Here is a 20,794-nt window from a genome sequence, read left to right as displayed (position 1 = left end):
ATATAAACAATTCGCTTCAAAATTGCAAGTAACCAACTAAGAATTGGAGGAATTCCACTATGCGTGCTATTTTTAATTTTACGCTAAATGCTCTTATTTTCGCGCTAATCGGTGCTGTCATTGCGTCATCTTTTTATCCCTCACTCGACACAAGCTACGCACAGCTACAAAAAAATTATGACGACTACGTTAACGCGCAAGCACGCTTTATGACAGAACCGTCAAAAAACAATATACAAAAAGTCGATCAACATGAGAATTTTATCTTTCCAGCAAGCTATGTTTTAGAACAACAATCCTGGTTAAATTCATTTGTTTTGCGTAAAAAACCGGTTTTAACAAGTAAACAGCAGCAAACATTACGCTATCAATTAGCAAATGCTGAAAAACTGAATGAACAATTTCAGCAAACTGCTCTACAACAAGTGTATCATGCTGAAAATTTAGCACCTTATTTACGTGCAAATAATGCACAGACTGATAAACATGTTTTTGTAACACATGATAGTAATGGTACATCTATTTCATTTGATGCAAATAATACGATATTCAACAATGTTTTCACAAATTCAATTACAGCCAATTATTTTTTAATTAAAACAAAAGATACTACATTTTACTTACGAAAAGAACTTGGTTATAAAATCGAATCAAAAACAACTGACGCAATAACAATTAAAACGAAAAAGTCAGGAATCTTATTTTGAATAAGATTCCTGACTTTTTTAATTAAAGCATTTAATAATTTCGTTGTAGCATCGGATACAGTAACAAATAAATCAATCTGCCTTGTACTGGGCACCCCTCTGTATAAAAGCAATGCCTTGGATATGCTAACGGGTCAATATCTCGTTGACGATATTTGTCTACGAATGCATTCATCATAACCGCAATATTATAATTCTCCGCAATTGGATGATATGCCCAAGTAAACCAACGTGTTAGTGCATTATCTGGTAAGGTAGCAAGCAAACGTTTAGAAGCTCTATCTTCACCTAATGCACTAAGGACGGCTAGGCGTAAATATTGCTGTTCAACTGTCCAAGTAGTCATTTGATTCAAATAATCAAATGATTTTTCAAAATTTCGCATATCAAAAGAAACTGCCGCAGCTTTAAAGTATGCCCTATTACGTTCCATATCAGAAGATTTTTCACTTAGTTCTAGTGCACGCTGTAAGTATGTTTCATTTCCTTTATAATCGCTTAATAATAACAAAGCATCTACACAATTTTTATCGTACGAAAAGGATGTTTGTGCAAAGTCGAATCGTTGTTGGTCATGTGTTTGCTCATATGCTAAATAAGCAAAATGTTGTGCTAAATCATGCGCATTCTTCGGTATAAATTCAATATTCTTCGCTTTTTGCAATCGTTTACGTGTGACCTCGTCTTCAATGCTACGCTCATCACATAGTCGCGCTAATTGCCATTTTTCTCGATCTATAATCGTCGCATCTGTTCCTGAACAATATAAAGTCTGCTCATCTTCTAACAAATGCCATTCAGAAAACTCCTCTTTATAATAGTTTTCTAATTGAGCTGCATAACTATATACGGTCGTTTTCGAAACATCACAAATCGTTGCTAATTGTGTAACGGTTAAAATAGGTGGAATAAAATTAAACTTCATGCCAAATTGTAATACGCCTGCAATGAAACCACCTTTCTTACGCGCCTTTATGTGCTTAGTTGTCACATACCGATGTGTAAATAAAAATAAAGGCTCACTTTTAATATCCAATTCAATTAACGCTGCATCTAGCATGACTAGCAATTGCTTTTTGTCTGTACGCATCGTATTACTACTTAGCGATGTTTCTGAAATGAGTAATCGCCAACAATCATCGATATGCTGCTGAAAGAAATCTTTATAAGGTAACGCTGTAACCTTATAAAGTTTGTTCCATGCTTCAAATAAAGAATCACTTGCCTTGGTTAAAATAATTCCCATACTAAGCGAATAATAAATATTTTCTTCTAATCCTTTTACAAGTAATAATAACGTATTTTCTCCAATATGGTGTGGCATAGCAGAAAAATCAAGCACGTAGACAATTTCTTTTGTCCATGCATGCTCAATGGCTACATAACGATCTGTTACATCAATAATTTCACCAAAGAAAAATATGGGTTGGTGCCATGTATGGATGAGTTTTTTTAATTTTGATTGTGGTTCTTTCTTCATACGTTCCATAATAAAATGTGGCCAGTATGGTACGACGCCACTCAAAAAGAAATAGCTATCTTCCGCAAGTCTTCTAGCCGTATGTTCATCTAGTTTTTTCTCCATTTCTTGAAAAAACATAGGAGATAGCCAGCGTTTTACTTGATCAAAATCATTTTCATATTTCGTTAAAAATTGTTGTACAAATTTTTGTTTGATGGTCATGAAGTGATATTCTACCGGGGCAATGTTTTTTTGTGTTATAGGTTGTTTCTTCAAACCTTCCACCTCCCTTTTGAAATCAATCCGAAAAAAGAGATTGTCCTCATAAAGTATGGACAATCTCTTTGTATCGATTCATATACCCTTTTTACACACAAAAAAACAAATCCCATTGTGCCGTCAGTTTTCACATCGTTTTGAGCCCGCTTAAAGCAGTTATTTGTTCGCACAACTTGCTCGAAAGTCCCACCTAACAGGCATGATCTAAAAAGTTGTATATGAACAAAATCTCAAAAATAAATATGTTCGGTCAAAACTGATTGCAGCTGTCGTACACCGCAGGATTTGTCGTTACAGTTATACTATCACTTTATTCTATTTTGTGCAACTTTTTTATTTAATAAAACGCTTACATTATTATTTTACGAAATAAAAAAAGCTCGTAGTCATCGCTTTCGCAAATCGTACGAGCCTTCATCATTCAACAATTAGTCTTCGTCAGCCATTGTTTTAACACGAATGTGTAAATCATCAAGTTGAGCCGTGGCTACAGCTGATGGTGCGTCTGTTAATAAGCAGCTAGCTGAAGCTGTTTTAGGGAACGCAATTGTGTCACGTAAGTTATCGCGACCAGATAATAACATGATGAAACGGTCAAGACCGAATGCTAAACCACCATGTGGAGGAACGCCGTATTCAAAAGCATCCATTAAGAAACCAAATTGTTCTTGCGCTTGTTCTTGTGTGAAACCAAGTGCTTTGAACATTTTTTCTTGTAGATCTTTTTCATAAATACGTAATGAACCGCCACCTAATTCGTAACCGTTAAGCACGATATCGTACGCTTGAGCGCGAACTTTACCAGGATCTGTATCCATTAATTCTAAATCTTCATCGAATGGACGAGTGAATGGGTGGTGAGCTGCAGAGTAACGACCCGCTTCTTCATCATATTCAAGTAATGGCCAATCCGTAATCCATAGGAATGCAAAGCGAGATTCGTCAATTAAACCTAAATCTTTACCTAATTTTTTACGTAAAGCGCCTAGAGCGTCTGCTACTACTGCTGCTTTATCAGCTACGAATACTAATGTATCGCCAGGTTCTGCACCCATACGTTCCATTAATTTCACGCCGTAGTCATCTTGGAAGAATTTACCGATAGGACCTGTTAAACCTTCAACGCCTGTTTCAGTAACTTTAATCCATGCAAGACCTTTAGCACCGTAACGACCAACGAATTTTGTTAATTCATCTAAATCTTTACGAGAATATTTATCATTTGCACCTTTGATGTTTAAACCTTTAACTTGTTTACCATCTGCAACTGTTTGAGCAAATACTTTGAAGCCACAGCCATCTACAACATCTGTTAAATCGATTAATTCTAAATCGAAACGAACATCTGGTTTATCTGAACCGTAACGTGCCATTGCATCGTCATATTTCATACGTTGGAATGGACGTGGTACATTGATGCCTTTAACTTCTTTCATTACTTTTTGGATTAAGCGTTCGTTAATATCAAGAATTTGTTCTTGGTCTAAGAAGCTCATTTCCATATCGATTTGTGTGAATTCCGGTTGACGGTCAGCACGTAAATCTTCATCACGGAAACAACGTGCGATTTGGAAGTAACGTTCGAAACCAGAAACCATTAATAATTGTTTGAATAATTGTGGTGATTGTGGCAGTGCATAAAATTCACCATCATGAACACGTGATGGTACTAAATAGTCACGTGCGCCTTCTGGAGTTGATTTTGTTAAGATTGGTGTTTCTACTTCTAAGAAACCTTCATCTTGTAAGAAGTTACGTACTACTTTTGTTACGTCAGAACGTAATTTAAAAGTTTTGTACATTACAGGACGACGTAAGTCTAGGTAACGATATTTTAAACGTAAATCTTCATTTACTTGAATGCGGTCTTCAATTTGGAATGGTGGTGTTTGTGCTTTGTTGATTAATGTTACGTTATCAACATACACTTCGATAGCGCCTGTATCTAAGTTTGGGTTAACCATTTCTGGTGTACGTGCACGCACTTCCCCTTCAACTTCGATTACATATTCACTACGGAATGAATCTGCTAAATCTAATGCTGCTTGAGAGTTTTCTGGGGTGAAAACAACTTGTGTTAAACCTGTACGGTCGCGTAAGTCGATGAAAATTAAACCACCGAAGTCACGACGATATTGTACCCAACCTTTTAATACGACGCGCTCGCCAACGTTTTCAGCGCGTAAAACTCCACACTCATGTGTACGTGTTGCCATTGTGTAATTCCTCCAATTAATGTGTTTGTAAGTAGTTCACTAAATCATGGAATGGCACTTTTTCTTGTGTACCAGTTTCCATATTCTTCACAGCTGCAGCGTTGTCAGCAAGCTCTTGTTCACCTAACACAAGAACCCATTTTGCACCTTGACGGTCTGCAGCTTTCATTTGCGCTTTCATTTTACGACTCGCGTAGTCAATTTCAGTAGCGATGCCTTTTGCACGGAAGGTGCTTGCAAGCTCTACTGCTTTTTCTTTAGCGGCGTCATCCATCGATACAATGAATACTTCTAGCGCACTATCTGTTTCTAATTCTTTACCTTCTGCTTCTAATGCAAGTAATAAACGTTCGATACTCATCGCAAAACCAATACCGGCCATGTCTGGACCACCGACTTCTTGCACTAAACCATGGTAACGACCACCACCACAAAGCGTTGTAATCGAACCAAATCCTTTAGATGTGCTCATGATTTCAAATGCTGTGTGATTGTAGTAGTCAAGACCACGTACAAGGTTTGGATCTACTTCATATTCGATACCTAGTAAATCTAAATAATGTTTTACTTTTTCGAAGTATGTTGCAGATTCTTCATTTAAGAAATCTGTTAAAGAAGGTGCCGTTTCCATCAATGGATTTTCACGGTCTACTTTACAGTCTAAAATGCGTAATGGATTTTTTTCTAAACGATTTTGACAATCTGAACAAAATTCGTGAATATGTGGTTCAAAGTGGTTAATCAGCGCGGTACGATGCGCTTCACGAACCTCCTTATCGCCTAGTGAATTAATCACTAATTTTAAATCTGTTAAGCCAACTGTGCGATATACATTCATTGCAAGTGAGATAACTTCTGCATCAATTGCTGGATCTTTACTGCCGATTGCTTCAACACCAAATTGTACAAATTGACGATAGCGACCTGCTTGTTGGCGTTCATAACGGAACATTGGTCCAATATATGAAAGTTTCACTGGTTGGTCTGGTAAACCATATAGTTTATGTTCTACGTAAGCACGTACTGCTCCAGCTGTACCTTCAGGACGTAATGTTAATGAACGATTACCACGGTCTGTAAATGTGTACATTTCTTTTTGTACGATGTCAGTTGTATCCCCCACACCGCGTTGGAATAATTCAGTTGATTCAAACATCGGTGTACGAATTTCTTCATAGCGATATGTGTGGCATAGATGACGAATAGTTTCCTCTACTTTTTGCCATTTTGCTGATTGCTCTGGTAGGATATCCTGTGTTCCTCTTGGTACTTTAAACGTCATGTGTATGCTCCTTTCAAAAATACTGAATTACGTGTCGAGAAGGGACGGAAAATAAAAAAAGGCCGCCGTCCCTTGCAATAAATGCAAGGGACGACAGCTCATTAAATTCAGCTTCCGCGGTTCCACCCTAGTTGGTCATTACTTTGTAATAACCCTCTCTAATCGGATAACGGCCGATTCCGTTTTCCCCTAATAAGCCTGCTGCGTTTCGAAGAAAAACCTCACGAGTGTTATTCACTAATTCACATCATAAGAAAACTTTCAGCCATGATTTTCTCTCTCTGGAAAATGTCTTGAAATTAGCTACTTGCTCGGTCATAGGTATTTGTTAATAATGTCAGATTACTTCATATCATAATAAGAAATAAGGGAGATGTCAACTTTTTCTGAAATGTTACATGATATTTCGTTCATGTCAAAGTTGTAACATTTTTGAAATATACTAGCTTTTTGATGGGAAAATTTTATACTATATAAGAAAGGGAGGACGATCATGAATAAAAAATTATCAAAAATCATGCTATTTATGATCGCTGCAATGCTTGTCATTTCAACGGTCATGATTTCTAAACCTGGCACTTCGCATGCGGCAACGACCACATATAAAACAACGGACTCGTTAAACGTACGAATTGGCCCAGGTGTGAAATATTCAAAGGTTAAAACACTTAAAAAAGGCGCAATTGTAACAAAAGTAAAAACTAAAGGAAATTGGTGGCAAGTAAAATACACAGCTTCAAAAACAGGCTGGGTAAACGCGAAATACTTAAAAGCAGTTAAAACGGTTACCGCTACTACTCCTGCTAAGAAAACGTATTATTATGTAACTGAACCAACAGGTTTAAACATGCGTGCTTCTTATACGGTTTCAAGTAAAAAAGTTGGCGTTACAATTCCTTACGGCGCTAAAGTAACAATCAAAAAAACAGCTAAAAATGGTTGGATTCAAGTAACTTATGGTGGTAAAACAGGTTGGATTAATGCAGATGAGCGCTATGGTTTCAAATCAACAACGAACATTTCCTTCGCTGCGAGCGCCCCATCTCAAATTAAATATGTACTTGTTCATGATGACATGAATGTACGTAGCCTACCTTCAACAGTGGCTCCAAAATTAGGTACAGTTTCTACAAATTACTCAGCACGCATTTTACGCGTTTCGGATTCAAATTGGGCTGAAATCCAATATAGCGATTCACAAAAAGGTTGGATTTCTTTAAAAACATCTGACACAACTGTAACAACTGAAAAACCGGACCAAGTTTCAAAACCAGTAAACGGTTCATTAGCTGGTATCAAAGTCGTTGTTGACGCTGGTCACGGCGGTGGTGATCCTGGTGCAGGCGGTAAAGATTTATCTGGTAAATATGTTAGTGAATCAACACTTACATTAGCATCAGCTAAAGCATTAAAAGCACAAATCGAATCTGTTGGCGGTACAGTTTATATGACACGCGAAGGCACAGGCGCTCTTTCTTCTAACAAGACAACAGACCTTGGCTTACGCGCAAAATTAGCAGCTAAAAAAGGTGCAAATGCTTTCATTAGCTTACACTATAATTCAGCTGCAGCATCATCAGCCGCAGGTATTGAAACATTGTATTATCAATCAACTTCAAAAGAATTTGCTAATACCATTCATAAAAATATGGCTGAAGCAATTAAAGAAGAATACCCAACAATGAAAGACCGTGGTTTAAAATATCAAAATGTTATGGTGCTACGTGAAAATTCAGTATTCGCGACACTAGTAGAACTAGGATTTGTGTCAAACCCTAGCGAACTATCTCGCATCAATACAGATGCGTATCGTGCTGTTGTAGCAGAAGGTATCACAAACGGTATTATCGAATATTACGGTCGCGATTAATCATCGTAAAACACGCTCAAGTATGAGCGTGTTTTTTTATGTAAACAAAAAGGAGTTACCATTTAGGCAACTCCTTTTTGTTTATTATTTCGTAGGTGAATCAAAAATAATCGTCACAGGGCCATCATTTATGAGCTCGACATCCATCATCGCGCCAAAGATACCCGTTTGGACTTCTAGGCCTTCTTTACGAAGTGCTTCATTAAAGTACTCCCATAGCGGTTCGGCGTGTTCTGGACGCGATGCACCAGTAAAACTAGGACGGTTCCCTTTTTTTGTATCAGCGTAAAGCGTAAACTGCGAAATAGATAAAATCGCACCGCCATGTTGAGCAATTGACAAATTCATTTTTCCTTCGTCATCTTCCCAAATACGTGTTTTAGCAATTTTGGCTGCTAAATAATCGGCATCTGATTTTGTATCGTCATGTGTAATACCTACAAGTAATACATACCCTTTGTTGATTTGACCTATAATTTTTCCTTCTACGGTAACCGAAGCCTCTCGACTACGTTGTAATACGACTCTCACTTGTTCTAACTCCCCTTAGTTGTTGACACGTTGTACAGAATATATATCTGGAATTTGTTTAATACGATCTACCACTTTATATAAATGTTGAATATCACGAATTTGTAATGTTAAATGAACCGTCGCAATTTTATCACGATCTGCACGGCCATTTACTGCACTAATTTGCGTTTTTGTTTCATTTACAACTTGCATAACATCTGTAATTAAAGCCGGACGATCAAAACCAGTCACTTCAATATCAACGGCATATAATTTAGTATTATTGTCAGCAAATTCCCATTCAACATCAATTAATCGTTCTTTTTCAGATGCAGCTTGTACGTTTGGACAATCTGCACGGTGAACCGATACCCCACGCCCTTTTGTAATAAAGCCTACGATATCATCGCCAGGAACCGGGCGACAACAACGTGATAAACGAATTAATAGATTTTCTAACCCTCTAACAACAACACCGGTTTCTGTTGGTTTTGTATCTTCAGGTTTATTCATTTCCTTCGTAATTTTTTGAAGCGCTTCTTGTGAATCACGTTCTTTACGAATTTTTTCTGCTAATCGATTAACCACTTGTAAAGCAGTCATGCCATTAAAACCAACTGCAGCAATTAAATCATCGGCAGATTGGTAATTAAATTTTTCACAAGCACGCTTGAAGTTTTCCGTAGTTAATACTTCATCACGATTAAAGCCTTGTTCTTCAATCTCTTTTTCAATCATTTCGCGCCCTTTATTCACATTATCTTCACGTGCTTGCTTTTTAAAGAATTGCTTAATTTTATGTTTTGCTTGTGAAGATTGTGCTAGGCTCAGCCAATCACGGCTTGGGCCAAATGATTGTTTTGATGTAATCACTTCAACAATATCGCCTGTATGCAGTGGTGTATCAAGCGGCACCATTTTGCCATTCACTTTTGCACCAATGGTACGGTTCCCAATCTCAGAGTGCACACGATAGGCAAAGTCAATTGGTACAGAGCCTGCGGGAAGCTCAAGTACGTCGCCTTTTGGTGAAAAGACGTAAACCATATCTGAGAATAAATCGAATTTTAATGATTCCATAAATTCCTCAGCATCATTGGATACATTTTGGAATTCTAAAATCTCACGGAACCACGTTAATTTGCTATCAATATCAGATTTTTCAGTAGCTGCGTTTTTACCTTCTTTATACGCCCAATGCGCCGCAACACCGTACTCTGCAATATTATGCATATCTTTTGTACGAATTTGTACTTCTAAAGGGTCCCCGTAAGGTCCAATAACCGTCGTATGTAACGATTGATATAAATTTTGTTTTGGCATGGCAATATAATCTTTAAAACGTCCTGGCATTGGTTTCCATAATGTATGGACAATCCCTAATACGGCATAACAATCTTTAATGCTATCTACAAGTACGCGAATCGCTAATAAGTCATAGATTTCATTAAATTGTTTATGCTGAGACTGCATTTTTTTATAAATACTATAAATATGCTTTGGACGTCCCGATAGGTCTGCATGAATTTCAACATCATCCAATTGGCCATGAATTTCGTCCATCACATTTTTCAAATAAGCTTCACGTTCTGTACGCTTACGTTTCATTAAATTAACAATACGATAATATTGTTGTGGGTTTAAATAACGTAATGCCGTATCTTCGAGTTCCCATTTGATTGCTGAAATCCCTAAACGATGTGCTAATGGCGCAAAAATTTCAAGTGTTTCTTTTGAAATTCGACGTTGTTTTTCTACAGGCAAATGTTTTAGCGTACGCATATTATGTAAGCGGTCTGCTAATTTAATTAAAATAACACGAATATCTTGGGCCATCGCAACAAACATTTTACGATGGTTTTCTGCTTGTTGTTCTTTTTTCGATTTATATTTGATTTTCCCTAATTTTGTGACGCCATCAACTAACATGGCTACTTCTTCACCAAATTGCGCTACTAAATCTTCACGTGTCACTTCTGTGTCTTCTACAACATCGTGTAAAAAGCCCGCAGAAACCGTTTCTGGATCCATTTGTAAATCTGCCAAAATACCTGCTACTTGTACAGGATGCACAATATACGGCTCTCCCGAACTACGGAACTGCTCCTTATGCGCCTCTCTTGCTAGCTCATATGCGCGTCGCACAAACTCGACGTGTTCCTCATTCATATAAGAAGAAAGTATGTCAAACACTTCTTCTGATGTCATTACTTGATCCTTCGCCATGTTAAGCCCACCCTATTCATAATTTTTCCGATTAGATATAAGTTCCATTTTATAAAACAATGCCTACCTTTGTAAAGCTACTACTATTGATTTATTCGTAAAATAAACTTTTAATTGAAGAAAAACACAAAAGCTACGCCAATGCGCAGCTTTTGTGCTTCATTCATCACTCAATGATTAGTATGGGTATTGCATTAATGTGAAGATATCATAGCCTTCAATTTTATCGCGACCGTGTAATTCTTCTAATTCAATTAAGAATGCACAGCCGACTACTTCGCCGCCTAATTCTTCGATTAATTGAATCGTTGCAGCAACTGTACCACCAGTAGCAAGTAAATCATCAACGATTAATACTTTTTGGCCTGGTTTGATAGCATCTTTGTGCATTGTTAATGTGTCTTTACCGTATTCTAAGCCGTAATCAGCTGAGATGACTTCACGAGGTAATTTACCAGGTTTACGTACCGGAGCAAATCCGATTTCTAATGCGTATGCTACAGGACATCCTGTAATGAAGCCACGCGCTTCAGGTCCGACGATAAGCTCTGCGCCTACTTTTTTAGCATATTCCACAATTTGGTCAGTAGCATATCGGTATGCTTTACCATTGTCCATAATTGTTGTGATATCTTTGAAAGAAATGCCTTCTTTAGGCCAATCTTGTACGATCGATACGTATTGTTTTAAATCCATTATTGTTCCTCCTCAGAAACTGTTTGATGTATTCGTTCATCAAACCACTGTCTTAAATCTTTATATGGTGCATACAACAGCGTCTTTTCTAACGCGAGTTGCTGCGTGCGCTCTTTGTAAATAGCAGCAGATGTTAAGTCTCGCTTTGGTGGGTTATCTACAATTTTAGCAAGTCCATTCTCTATTGTAACAAATTCAAGTTCAAAAAACACCTGTGTCATGAAAATTAGCATTGCTCGACTCCAACCTTTATGCTTCGCTAATGTATTCAAATTTTGGTGTAAATGGAATTCGCGACGTTTTCGTAAAAATGCGTAGTACCAGACAAATTGTTCACGTGTCGGCATTCCATCGAATAAATGTGGGTCTGATACGTAGAAATGCGCATAAATTCTTTCCAATTTTTCCAACGAAATAACGTGTTCTAATTGTTGAACATTCTGTGGCAAGTCGAGTAAAACAATAAATTTCTCGTATGCTTCTGCAGTATCTTCTTCGTCATAATATTTAATTTCCCGTGGTATAACACTCGTATAATGAGCAATTGTATCTTTACGAAATGCTAAAAATGTTGTTTGGTCTGCATCAATTTTCGCTAACCATTGTGAAATTTTATGTCCGCCACGAATATCAAAAAGCTGCCAAGCATCGGTATGCACGTCTTGTAGCATGAATTGTGGTTTACGACGACCATTCCACTCATTAATTTGAATATCCCCCGCAAATGAAATATCGATACCTGGTGTCAGTTCATCGGCTAAATACCCTTTATGAAAACCAACAGCATCTAAATAATGGCCATTTTTCCCGATTTCCATTTTAATATGATCTTCATTGGCACCAATTTTACGCATCGATTTAATGGATAGATCTCGTAAGCCGTACAAAGGTTTTTCAAATTCCACACCAAATGGCGCTAGTTTTTTCAAATCATCCAGTGCGTCTAAATCAATTTCTTCCACATCGAGTGGAATATCAATATTTAATACCGGCACTAAATCTTCCTCACTTAAACAATCAAGTGCTTGTGTATGTAGACGACTGCGTAGCTCATCCACATCCGCTTGTTGTAACGTCATACCTGCGGCCATTGGGTGTCCACCAAATGCCGGTAAAATATCACGATTTTTATCAAGTTCCACATACATATTAAAGCCTTCAATACTACGTGCCGAGCCTTTTGCAATGCCTTTTTCGCTATCTGTCGCCAGGACGATTGTTGGACGATAGTATTTTTCTACCAGACGTGATGCGACTATTCCGACAACACCCGCATTCCACCCCTCACCTGCAACGACTAACACACGAGAATTTCCTACTTCCGGAATAGTTTCAACCATATCAATGGCTTCCTCTGTAATGGCTGCAACTAAATCTTGACGCTCTTTATTACGTTCATTTAAATAATTCGCCATATGCATGGCCTCTGTTTGTTGCTCCATCATTAAGAAGTCAACACCAGGTGCGGCATCTCCTAAGCGTCCTAGTGCATTTAAACGAGGACCAAAGCCAAAGCCGATCGTTTGCTCATCAATATCACTTAACTCTGTCCCCGCAACAGTTGCTAATGCTTGGATTGCCGGTCGCGCATGATGACGCATACGTTCTAATCCTTTGATAACGAAATAACGATTTTCATCTACTAACGGAACTAAATCAGCTACTGTCCCAATCGCAACGACATCTATTAATTCCTCGGGTACGCGACCTAATAGTGCTTGAGCTACTTTAAACGCTACCCCAACACCGGCCAACTCACCAAATGGATAATTCCCCTCTGGGTGACGTGGGTGAATAATAAAGTCTGCATTCGGTAATTCTTTTCCTGGCTCATGGTGATCTGTAACAATTACATCTACACCAAGTGACTTGATAACATCAATTGGACCATTTCCTGCAATGCCATTATCGACTGTAATCAATAAGTTGGCGCCTGCTTCTGCAATTTCACGGAATAGCGCTTCATTAGGTCCATAGCCGTGCTCAAAGCGGTTTGGAATAACATGCTCGACAATGGCACCAAGCTGTTGTAGCGCTGTCTTCATAACCGTTGAGCTTGTAATACCATCCGCATCATAATCACCGTAGACCACAATATTTTCCTGTTGCTCAATGGCACGTTGAATCCGCGCAACCGCTCCCTCTAAATCATGCAATAAATACGGATCATGAATAACTTCCTCATCTGTACGCAAGAAATCAAGTGCCTCATCTGCAGTTGTATACCCGCGTGTCACTAAAATTTTCGCTGCAAGTGCAGATAAACCCGTCCCTTGTGCAACGGCTTCCACTGCTTGCTCATCGGGCGTATGAATACGCCATTTTTTCTCCATAGTTCCCATATGCTCACTTCCTCACTATCTTTCATTATAACGACAAACATTCGTTTGGCACATAAAAAAGCTTAATGAGTATACCAGTTTAAAAACGCTTCTCCGTAAAAATAGGTAACCATTGTTGCAATAGCAATCGAGGGCGCAAAAGGAATTTCTCTCGTTGTAGATGCTCGACCTACGAAAAACCACACAAATCCACATAATGTCGCTAAAAATAACGATACGAACGCTAAAGGTAAGCCAAGTACTGCACCAATAATTGCATATAATTTCACATCGCCACCACCGATTCCACCATGTGATAGCCATGCAAATAATGCTAAAAATAAAAAAATGCTTGCACTTCCGACTATTCGCATGAATAATAGCTCAGGTTCAAATGAGCAAATGATAAAAATAACACTCCAAAAAAACAATAAAATACGATTGGGAATCAGTTGATAGTACATGTCACTCACTGAAATTGTGACAAATAATAAAACAAGAACAAAGCCTAGAAAAAAGGCATTCGATAGACCATAAACACTATATAATGCGACAACTAAAAGGCCACTAAGTACTTCGAGGAATGGTGATAATAATGGAATCAATTTTTGGCAATGGCGACAGCGCCCTCGTAATAAAATATAAGATAAAATCGGAATCAATTCTACTGGCTTTAAGACAGTGTGACACTGTTCACAGCAAGAACGTCCAACAATAAAAGATTGCTTTTTCGGCAAACGATAGCCTACCACATGACAAAACGACGCAAAACAGGCAGTAATTATAAAAAGTAATACGGGCATCTAATCAGCTCCTTTTTGACAGTGTACGTGGCATCCTTTATTTTAGCGAATTTATTTTTTTACAATAATGACGAAAAAGAAGTTATTATTTAAAAACCCATTAAAAAAAACGTGCATTTGAAAATAATCATTCAAATACACGTCCTATTATTTATTTCACCGTAAATTTAATCGCAAATGGTGTAGTAATTGCTTTTGATGTTTTTGTTTTTAATTTAGTAGGATCAATCATAATCACATAATTCCCTTTTGCTAATGTTTTGGTTGTCGTTAAACGAATAGCTTTCCCGCTTGAAGCCTTCGTCAATTTAAAGCCTGATACTTCTTTGCCAGCGCGGTAAATGACAACACGGTTCTCTGTGAGCGTGGATGGCTTAATCGGCGTTGTAAAGCGAATCTGTGTCGTTTTCGCAGACGCCATTTTTGTTAAATTTGTCGCACTGATTTTTGTCGATTTTGTCGTAGCAGACGTTACAATCGTTTTAATTTTTTTATTATAAGCCTTCACTAATTTCTTTTCTGGAGAAGCTAAGTCACTATAAAGTGAATACAATGGTGTGAATTTTGTACGTAGACCGATTTTTCTACCTTCTTGAATTGCTGAAAGCCACGTTGTAATTTTATATTGATTATTACTAATAAACTGCTGTGCATCACTCTTCGTTTCAATCGCTTCATCATCTGTATCGATTGGTAAACCAGAGCCATCTGAGTCGCCTGGTGAAGGTGTTATCGGTTCATTTTCAACTGTTGGTAATTTTCCATCTGTCACAAACGCAGCCAAATTCGGTAAGCCGTTACCATATAAATCATCACGTCCTGACACACCTAAATCTTCACTATATTTTTTTAATAAAGCCTGAAGCTGTGCTGTAGTTGCTGTTGGGTATTTTTCCTTTAATAAAGTAATCATTGCTGTAATATGAGGTGCGGCAAATGACGTACCTGAATCCACTCTTATACCGCCGGATTTTGATAGCAATCGAAGAGACTCTCCTGGCGCTACAAAATCAACGGTATCACCTACATTTGAAAAATACGAGCGCACTTTTTGTTGATCTACCGCTCCGACACCAATCACACCTGAATAGGCTGCAGGATAATCAACCGGTGCCAATGCAGATAACGAACTTTCATTGCCGCTAGCAGCAATAATGGTGACACCTGCTGCATTTGCTGCTTTAATAGCACGCTCTAAAATAGCATCGGGTTCTGCAGAGCCGAGCGACATATTTAGCACAGTAAGATTGTTTTCAATACTCCATTCTACTGCCGATAAAATTGTCGACATTTCAGCGTTGTCTCCTTCGAAAACCTTTAGACTATAAACATCGGCATTAGGTGCCAGTCCCACAACTGTATTCGTACCATCTTTTACAGAATTCGCTGTGATGATACCAGCTACTCCCGTACCATGGTTTTCTGTGTCATAAACTGTACTCTCGTCTACTGAAGTCGCTGGATTGTCTTGTACAAAGGATAAACGTGTCACATGATCCATACCTGAGACCTTAGCAACACCTGTATCAATGACTCCCACTTTTACACCATTGCCGGTTAAACCTAATGTCCAAGGGCGTGTTATCCCCGTCATTTTCGAACTCCATGATAAATTGGTAATCGATAATAAATCAGCCGTTGTATAGCGAGCAGAAGTTTCGTATGTAGTTGCATTTTTTTCGATCACTTGAATATTCGCATCCGATTTTAATATGCGCAGTGCGTCATCACTAAATGTTCCTTCGATTGTTTTAAAGGCTTCGAAATCTTTTACAATAGCCGTTGCATTCTCCTCAATTGCTTGTTTACCGGCATCATTTTTATAAATAATAAAAACATCCTCATGCTCTGCTGCATGGGCAAATTGTGGTGCAGCTACTGCTAACCAAGCGGAAGCTCCAATTGTTAAACACCATTTTTTCCAATTCATCTTTCTTCTCTCCTACTCACTGAAAATTGGCCAACACGTCCATTTATTACATCTGAATTGTTCATATTGTATCATAGAGCGTCATATTCTACGTTACTTTCATATGTCATTTCAATTACATTTCTAGTAAAAAAAGCACCCTAGCTATATGCTAGAGTGCTTTTTAATGAAGCCTTAAACCATTGGCTCATCTGAACCCCATTTGCTTTCTTTTTTACTAACGTCAAGTTTGCCGCCTTGCTTTTTCATTTGGCGTACTTTAAGCACATACCAAATTTGAGCTGCGATATAAATTGATGAGTAAACACCGGTAACTAAACCGATTAATAATGCAAGTGAGAATGTTTGAATTGATGTTGCACCGAAAATCATTAGGGCAATAACAACAACTAACACCGTTACGACGGTATTCACAGAACGTGTTAATGTTTGACGTAATGATTTATTGACAATATGCGCTAAATCTTCTGCATTTTTAATAACACCAACACGGTGAAGATTTTCTCGAATACGGTCAAATGTAACAATCGTATCATTTATCGAGTAACCGACAATCGTTAAGACTGCAGCGATAAAGGTAATATCAACTTCGATACGGAATAAACTAAAGATCGCAATCATAAAGAATACGTCATGTAGTAATGAAATAATCGTACCGACACCCATGCGCCATTCGAAACGAACCGCAACATAAATAATAATACCAATTGCCGCGTAAGCTAATGCTTTAATCGCATTTGAAACAAGCTCTGCACCAATTGTTGGCGATACAGTTGAAATGACAACTTCCGTATCATCACCGTATTGCGCTTTCATATGATCACGGAATTGTTTCACTTCATCTTTTGAGAAATCCTCTACAAAACGTAGTACAGCTGTTTCTGATTTATCACCTGCGATTGAAATATCTTTTGGTGTTAAACCTTCTTTTTCAACTACTTTTTGAACTTCTTCCGATTTTAATGTTTGCGTTGTTTGAACTTCCACACGAGAACCTGCTGTAAAATCGATACCTAGATTTAATTTAAAAATACCTAGCACGATCATACCAGCTAAAATTAACACTGCTGAAATCGCAAAGAATTTCTTACGATTATGCACAAAGTCAAAGCGGTCAAAATGTGTTTTTAAATCAAGTGTATCAATACCTTCTGATAGCTTGTGTACTTTTTTCTTATTTACACCAAATAACCAAGGTTTATTATCTAAATAACCTGATTGAACAAGTAAGCCGAGTAATATACGTGTACCTGCAATTGCTGTAATGAAGGTTACAACAATACTAATAATTAATGTTGTGGCGAAACCTTTTACGCTACTTGTACCGAAGTAGAATAATACAGCGGCTGCAAGTAATGTCGTAATATTAGCATCAAAGATTGCTGTGAACGATGATTTAGAACCCGATTTGAAAGCTGCTTTAACAGACTTACCGACACGTAATTCCTCTTTAATACGTTCATACATGAGGATATTCGCATCGACGGCCATCCCAATCCCTAATACTAACGCGGCGATACCTGGTAACGTCAGTACAGCATTAATCATTTCAAATACCCATAATACAATGTATGTGAAGATTGCTAATGTAATGACTGCTACTAAACCAGGTAAACGGTAAACAACTAACATAAAGATAAAGATAGCAGCAACACCGATGATACTCGCAAATACTGTGGCTTTTAATGCGTCATCACCGAATTGTGCCCCAACAGATGTTGAATACATTTCAACTAATTTCGCTGGAAGTGCACCGGCATTTAAAATACCTGCTAAATCTTTTGTTTCTTGTACAGTGAAGTTACCTGAAATTTCAACATCTGTAGTATTTAAAACTTTATTAACTACAGCAGCAGAGGCATATGCTGGCTCTGCTTTTTGTGCTTCTTTTACATATGAATCACCTTTTTGGTAATCCAACCAAATAACCATCATACGCTCATCAGGGACTGTAGGATCCGTTGAACTTGGTCTACTTGAAATATCGGCTGTAATATCTGCAAATTTTTGTGCGTCTTTTAATTTCAAGGTAACAATCGGTTTATTCTCTTGATTGAAAGCCGCTTTTGCGCCACCTTGTACTAAGTCATTACCGTTAAGTAATAGCTTATCATCGAAGTCACGGAACGTTAAGTTCGCTTGACTTGATAGCACTTCACGCGCTTGGTCTTGGTTTTTAACACCGGCAAGCTGTACGCGAATACGATTTTTTCCTTCAATTTGAATGCTTGGCTCAGATACACCTAATACGTTAACACGTCTAGAAATCGCATCTGCTGTTGCCTTTACATCCTCTTCCGTTACTTTACCGCCATCTTTTAGCGGTTGTACTTCATACAGAACCTCAAAGCCACCCTGTAGGTCAAGACCTAAGTTGATGTCTTTTAAGACTCCGTTAATCGTCGTGCCCATTGTTGCGAATAAAGCGATCACAATCAATAAAAAGGCCGCGATTCGGCTTCTTAATTTCATTCAAAAATCCTCCTCAAACGAATGCCACAATATGTTATAAAAATAATAACATGAAAATATTATTCTTATAAAGCATTAAGAACATATACCTATACTCTTTTGCCATTTTCTACATAACAGCCTTATTATGAAACAGCTTGGCGTTTGTGTCAAATGACGTCAAAAAATTATGATGATTCCGCGCTATGCAGGCGCCAATAATCTTGCATCGATAAGGAAAATAAATCTGCAATTAAGCTATGGATATGAAGCTGTTCTGGTTTTTCATGCTGCCATAAATACTTCAAGCAAAATTCCCACAGCTCTTCTGGTGTAAGATGTGTCCCTTGTAATGCAAAATCTTCGCATTTCATCGATAGGACGAACGCGACTTGTTGGTACAATTCATTAAATGCGACCATGCTGAACAACCTCCTCTTACTTGAATACTATTGTTATTATACCAAGAACTCGAAACTCTCGCTCACTTCACGTAGGAATATTTCGCCAAAAAAAGAAAAGGACGCCCGTTTGGACATCCTTTTTGACTTATAACGTCATTATTATTTTGTTAATGATACGCCTTCGCCTTCTAACACACGTTGAATCGCAGCGCGCTCAAAGCGTACTTTTGAACCATCTTCAATTGATAAAACAACTGTTGAATCGTCAATTGCTTCAACTGTACCGTGTAAGCCACCAATTGTGACAACTTTGTTACCACGTGATAAAGCATTTTGCATTTCTTGTTGTTTCTTACGTTGCTTTTGGCTCGGACGAATTAACATAAAGTACATTAATGCAATGATTACGATCATTGGTAATAAACCCATTAAATCCATTTCTATCTAGTCCCCCTTTCTATCTATACAAGAAATAATTATACAAGACTTAGAAGTTTTTTGCATTCGGTTTGTTGAAGCCATATTTTTCGAAGAACTCTTCACGGAAATCGCCTAGACGGTCTTCACGGATTGCTTCACGCACTTGACGCATTAAGTTTTGCAAGAAATGTAAGTTATGTGTTGATGTTAAACGAATACCAAATGTTTCGTCGGCTTTAATTAAGTGACGAATGTATGCTTTTGTGTAGTTTTTACATGTGTAGCAATCGCACTCAGGATCGATTGGTGTAAAGTCTTTTGCAAATTTCGCATTTTTCACAACGACACGACCTTGGCTTGTCATACATGTACCATTACGTGCAATACGTGTTGGTAGTACACAGTCAAACATATCGATACCGCGGATTGAACCATCGATTAATGAGTCTGGTGAACCAACACCCATTAAATAACGTGGTTTGTTTTCGGGCATTAATGGTGTTGTATATTCAAGCATACGGTTCATGATTGGTTTTGGTTCCCCTACAGATAACCCACCGATTGCATAGCCTGGGAAGTCCATTGCTACTAAATCACGTGCTGATTGTTTACGTAGCTCTTCGAATTCGCCACCTTGAATAATCCCAAATAAACCTTGTTCATCTGGACGTGCATGCGCTTTTAGACAGCGTTCTGCCCAGCGTGTTGTACGCTCAACAGACGCTTTCATATATTCAAATGTTGCTGGGAATGGTGGACATTCATCAAAGGCCATCATAATGTCTGAGCCTAATGCATTTTGAATTTCCATTGCTTTTTCAGGACTTAAGAACATTTTCGAACCATTTAAGTGGTTACGGAAATGCACGCCTTCTTCTGTGATTTTACGCATATCAGATAGCGAGAATACTTGGAAACCACCTGAGTCTGTTAAGATAGCACCGTCCCAGTTCATAAATTTGTGTAAGCCACCCGCTTCTTTAATTAGCTCGTGACCTGGGCGTAACCATAAATGATACGTATTTGACAGGATTATATTGGCACCCATTGCTTTAATTTCTTCTGGCGCCATTGTTTTAACTGTTGCTTGTGTACCTACTGGCATAAAAGCAGGCGTTTCAAATGAGCCGTGTGGCGTATGCACGATACCTAAGCGTGCGCCTGTTTGTTTACATTTTTTAATCAGTTCATAACGAATTGGTTGTTGAGACATG

General features: G+C 38.0%; 15 protein-coding genes, 1 other RNA gene and 1 other annotated feature. Of the genes, 2 read left to right on the top strand and 14 right to left on the bottom strand.

Going from position 1 to position 20,794, the window contains the following annotated elements:
• Positions 1 to 59: 59 nt before the first annotated feature.
• The gene (locus QI30_RS13305; protein ID WP_126991107.1) at positions 60 to 707 is read left to right on the top strand and encodes a hypothetical protein; all 648 of its coding nucleotides are present in this window, start codon (positions 60 to 62) and stop codon (positions 705 to 707) included.
• 31 nt (positions 708 to 738) lie between these two features.
• Here the strand turns inward: QI30_RS13305 and QI30_RS13300 are convergent, their stop codons facing one another.
• The 4 genes from QI30_RS13300 to hisS all read right to left on the bottom strand — a co-directional run bounded on the left by QI30_RS13300 (position 739) and on the right by hisS (position 5,946).
• Complete coding sequence (locus QI30_RS13300) at positions 739 to 2,445, bottom strand: hypothetical protein (RefSeq protein ID WP_126991106.1); 1,707 nt, start codon at positions 2,443 to 2,445, stop codon at positions 739 to 741.
• A gap of 105 nt (positions 2,446 to 2,550) precedes the next feature.
• Positions 2,551 to 2,736: non-coding RNA, 6S RNA (ssrS, locus tag QI30_RS13295), on the bottom strand.
• A 140-nt stretch (positions 2,737 to 2,876) separates the two neighbouring features.
• Positions 2,877 to 4,664 carry an aspartate--tRNA ligase gene (gene aspS / locus QI30_RS13290; RefSeq protein WP_126991105.1) on the bottom strand — a complete coding sequence of 596 codons (1,788 nt, stop codon included), beginning with the start codon at positions 4,662 to 4,664 and terminating at the stop codon, positions 2,877 to 2,879.
• A 16-nt stretch (positions 4,665 to 4,680) separates the two neighbouring features.
• Positions 4,681 to 5,946 carry a histidine--tRNA ligase gene (gene hisS, locus QI30_RS13285; RefSeq protein ID WP_126991104.1) on the bottom strand — a complete coding sequence of 422 codons (1,266 nt, stop codon included), beginning with the start codon at positions 5,944 to 5,946 and terminating at the stop codon, positions 4,681 to 4,683.
• A gap of 83 nt (positions 5,947 to 6,029) precedes the next feature.
• Positions 6,030 to 6,274 (bottom strand) — a binding site (T-box leader).
• A gap of 165 nt (positions 6,275 to 6,439) precedes the next feature.
• On the opposite strand from hisS, the gene QI30_RS13280 reads away from it, so the two are divergent.
• A complete protein-coding gene (locus QI30_RS13280) occupies positions 6,440 to 7,816 on the top strand; it encodes an N-acetylmuramoyl-L-alanine amidase (RefSeq protein WP_126991103.1) in 1,377 nt (458 codons plus the stop codon).
• A gap of 84 nt (positions 7,817 to 7,900) precedes the next feature.
• Here QI30_RS13280 and dtd read toward each other — a convergent pair whose 3' ends face one another.
• The 10 genes from dtd to tgt all read right to left on the bottom strand — a co-directional run bounded on the left by dtd (position 7,901) and on the right by tgt (position 20,793).
• Positions 7,901 to 8,347, bottom strand: coding sequence for a D-aminoacyl-tRNA deacylase (gene dtd, locus QI30_RS13275; RefSeq protein ID WP_126991102.1), 447 nt, complete (start codon positions 8,345 to 8,347; stop codon positions 7,901 to 7,903).
• Positions 8,348 to 8,362: 15 nt separating this feature from the next.
• Entirely contained in the window at positions 8,363 to 10,555 is a 2,193-nt protein-coding gene (locus QI30_RS13270; RefSeq protein WP_126991101.1) for a RelA/SpoT family protein, read from the bottom strand.
• A 177-nt stretch (positions 10,556 to 10,732) separates the two neighbouring features.
• The gene (locus QI30_RS13265) at positions 10,733 to 11,251 is read right to left on the bottom strand and encodes an adenine phosphoribosyltransferase (protein ID WP_126991100.1); all 519 of its coding nucleotides are present in this window, start codon (positions 11,249 to 11,251) and stop codon (positions 10,733 to 10,735) included.
• Complete coding sequence (gene recJ, locus QI30_RS13260; RefSeq protein WP_126991099.1) at positions 11,251 to 13,593, bottom strand: single-stranded-DNA-specific exonuclease RecJ; 2,343 nt, start codon at positions 13,591 to 13,593, stop codon at positions 11,251 to 11,253. The genes QI30_RS13265 and recJ overlap by 1 nt, the downstream gene beginning before the upstream one ends.
• A gap of 62 nt (positions 13,594 to 13,655) precedes the next feature.
• Complete coding sequence (locus QI30_RS13255; protein ID WP_126991098.1) at positions 13,656 to 14,375, bottom strand: prepilin peptidase; 720 nt, start codon at positions 14,373 to 14,375, stop codon at positions 13,656 to 13,658.
• Between the two features lie 151 nt (positions 14,376 to 14,526).
• Positions 14,527 to 16,305, bottom strand: a complete 1,779-nt coding sequence (locus tag QI30_RS13250; RefSeq protein WP_126991097.1) for a S8 family peptidase — start codon at positions 16,303 to 16,305, stop codon at positions 14,527 to 14,529.
• A gap of 174 nt (positions 16,306 to 16,479) precedes the next feature.
• Positions 16,480 to 18,777 (bottom strand): protein translocase subunit SecDF, encoded by a 2,298-nt coding sequence (gene secDF, locus QI30_RS13245; RefSeq protein ID WP_126991096.1) that lies wholly within the window; start codon positions 18,775 to 18,777, stop codon positions 16,480 to 16,482.
• Positions 18,778 to 18,944: 167 nt separating this feature from the next.
• Positions 18,945 to 19,178, bottom strand: a complete 234-nt coding sequence (locus tag QI30_RS13240; protein WP_126991095.1) for a post-transcriptional regulator — start codon at positions 19,176 to 19,178, stop codon at positions 18,945 to 18,947.
• Between the two features lie 141 nt (positions 19,179 to 19,319).
• Positions 19,320 to 19,598: a preprotein translocase subunit YajC gene (gene yajC, locus QI30_RS13235; protein ID WP_126991094.1), complete on the bottom strand. Its 279-nt coding sequence runs from the start codon at positions 19,596 to 19,598 to the stop codon at positions 19,320 to 19,322.
• Between the two features lie 49 nt (positions 19,599 to 19,647).
• On the bottom strand, positions 19,648 to 20,793 hold the full coding sequence (tgt, locus tag QI30_RS13230) for a tRNA guanosine(34) transglycosylase Tgt (RefSeq protein WP_126991093.1): 1,146 nt from the start codon (positions 20,791 to 20,793) through the stop codon (positions 19,648 to 19,650).
• Position 20,794 lies beyond the last annotated feature (1 nt).

It is taken from the genome of Candidatus Kurthia intestinigallinarum (genome assembly GCF_003991225.1).
GTDB classification, from domain to species: domain Bacteria; phylum Bacillota; class Bacilli; order Bacillales_A; family Planococcaceae; genus Kurthia; species Kurthia populi.
Note: the sequence above shows the minus strand (reverse complement) of the source record. Positions and strands in the feature narration are given on the sequence as shown.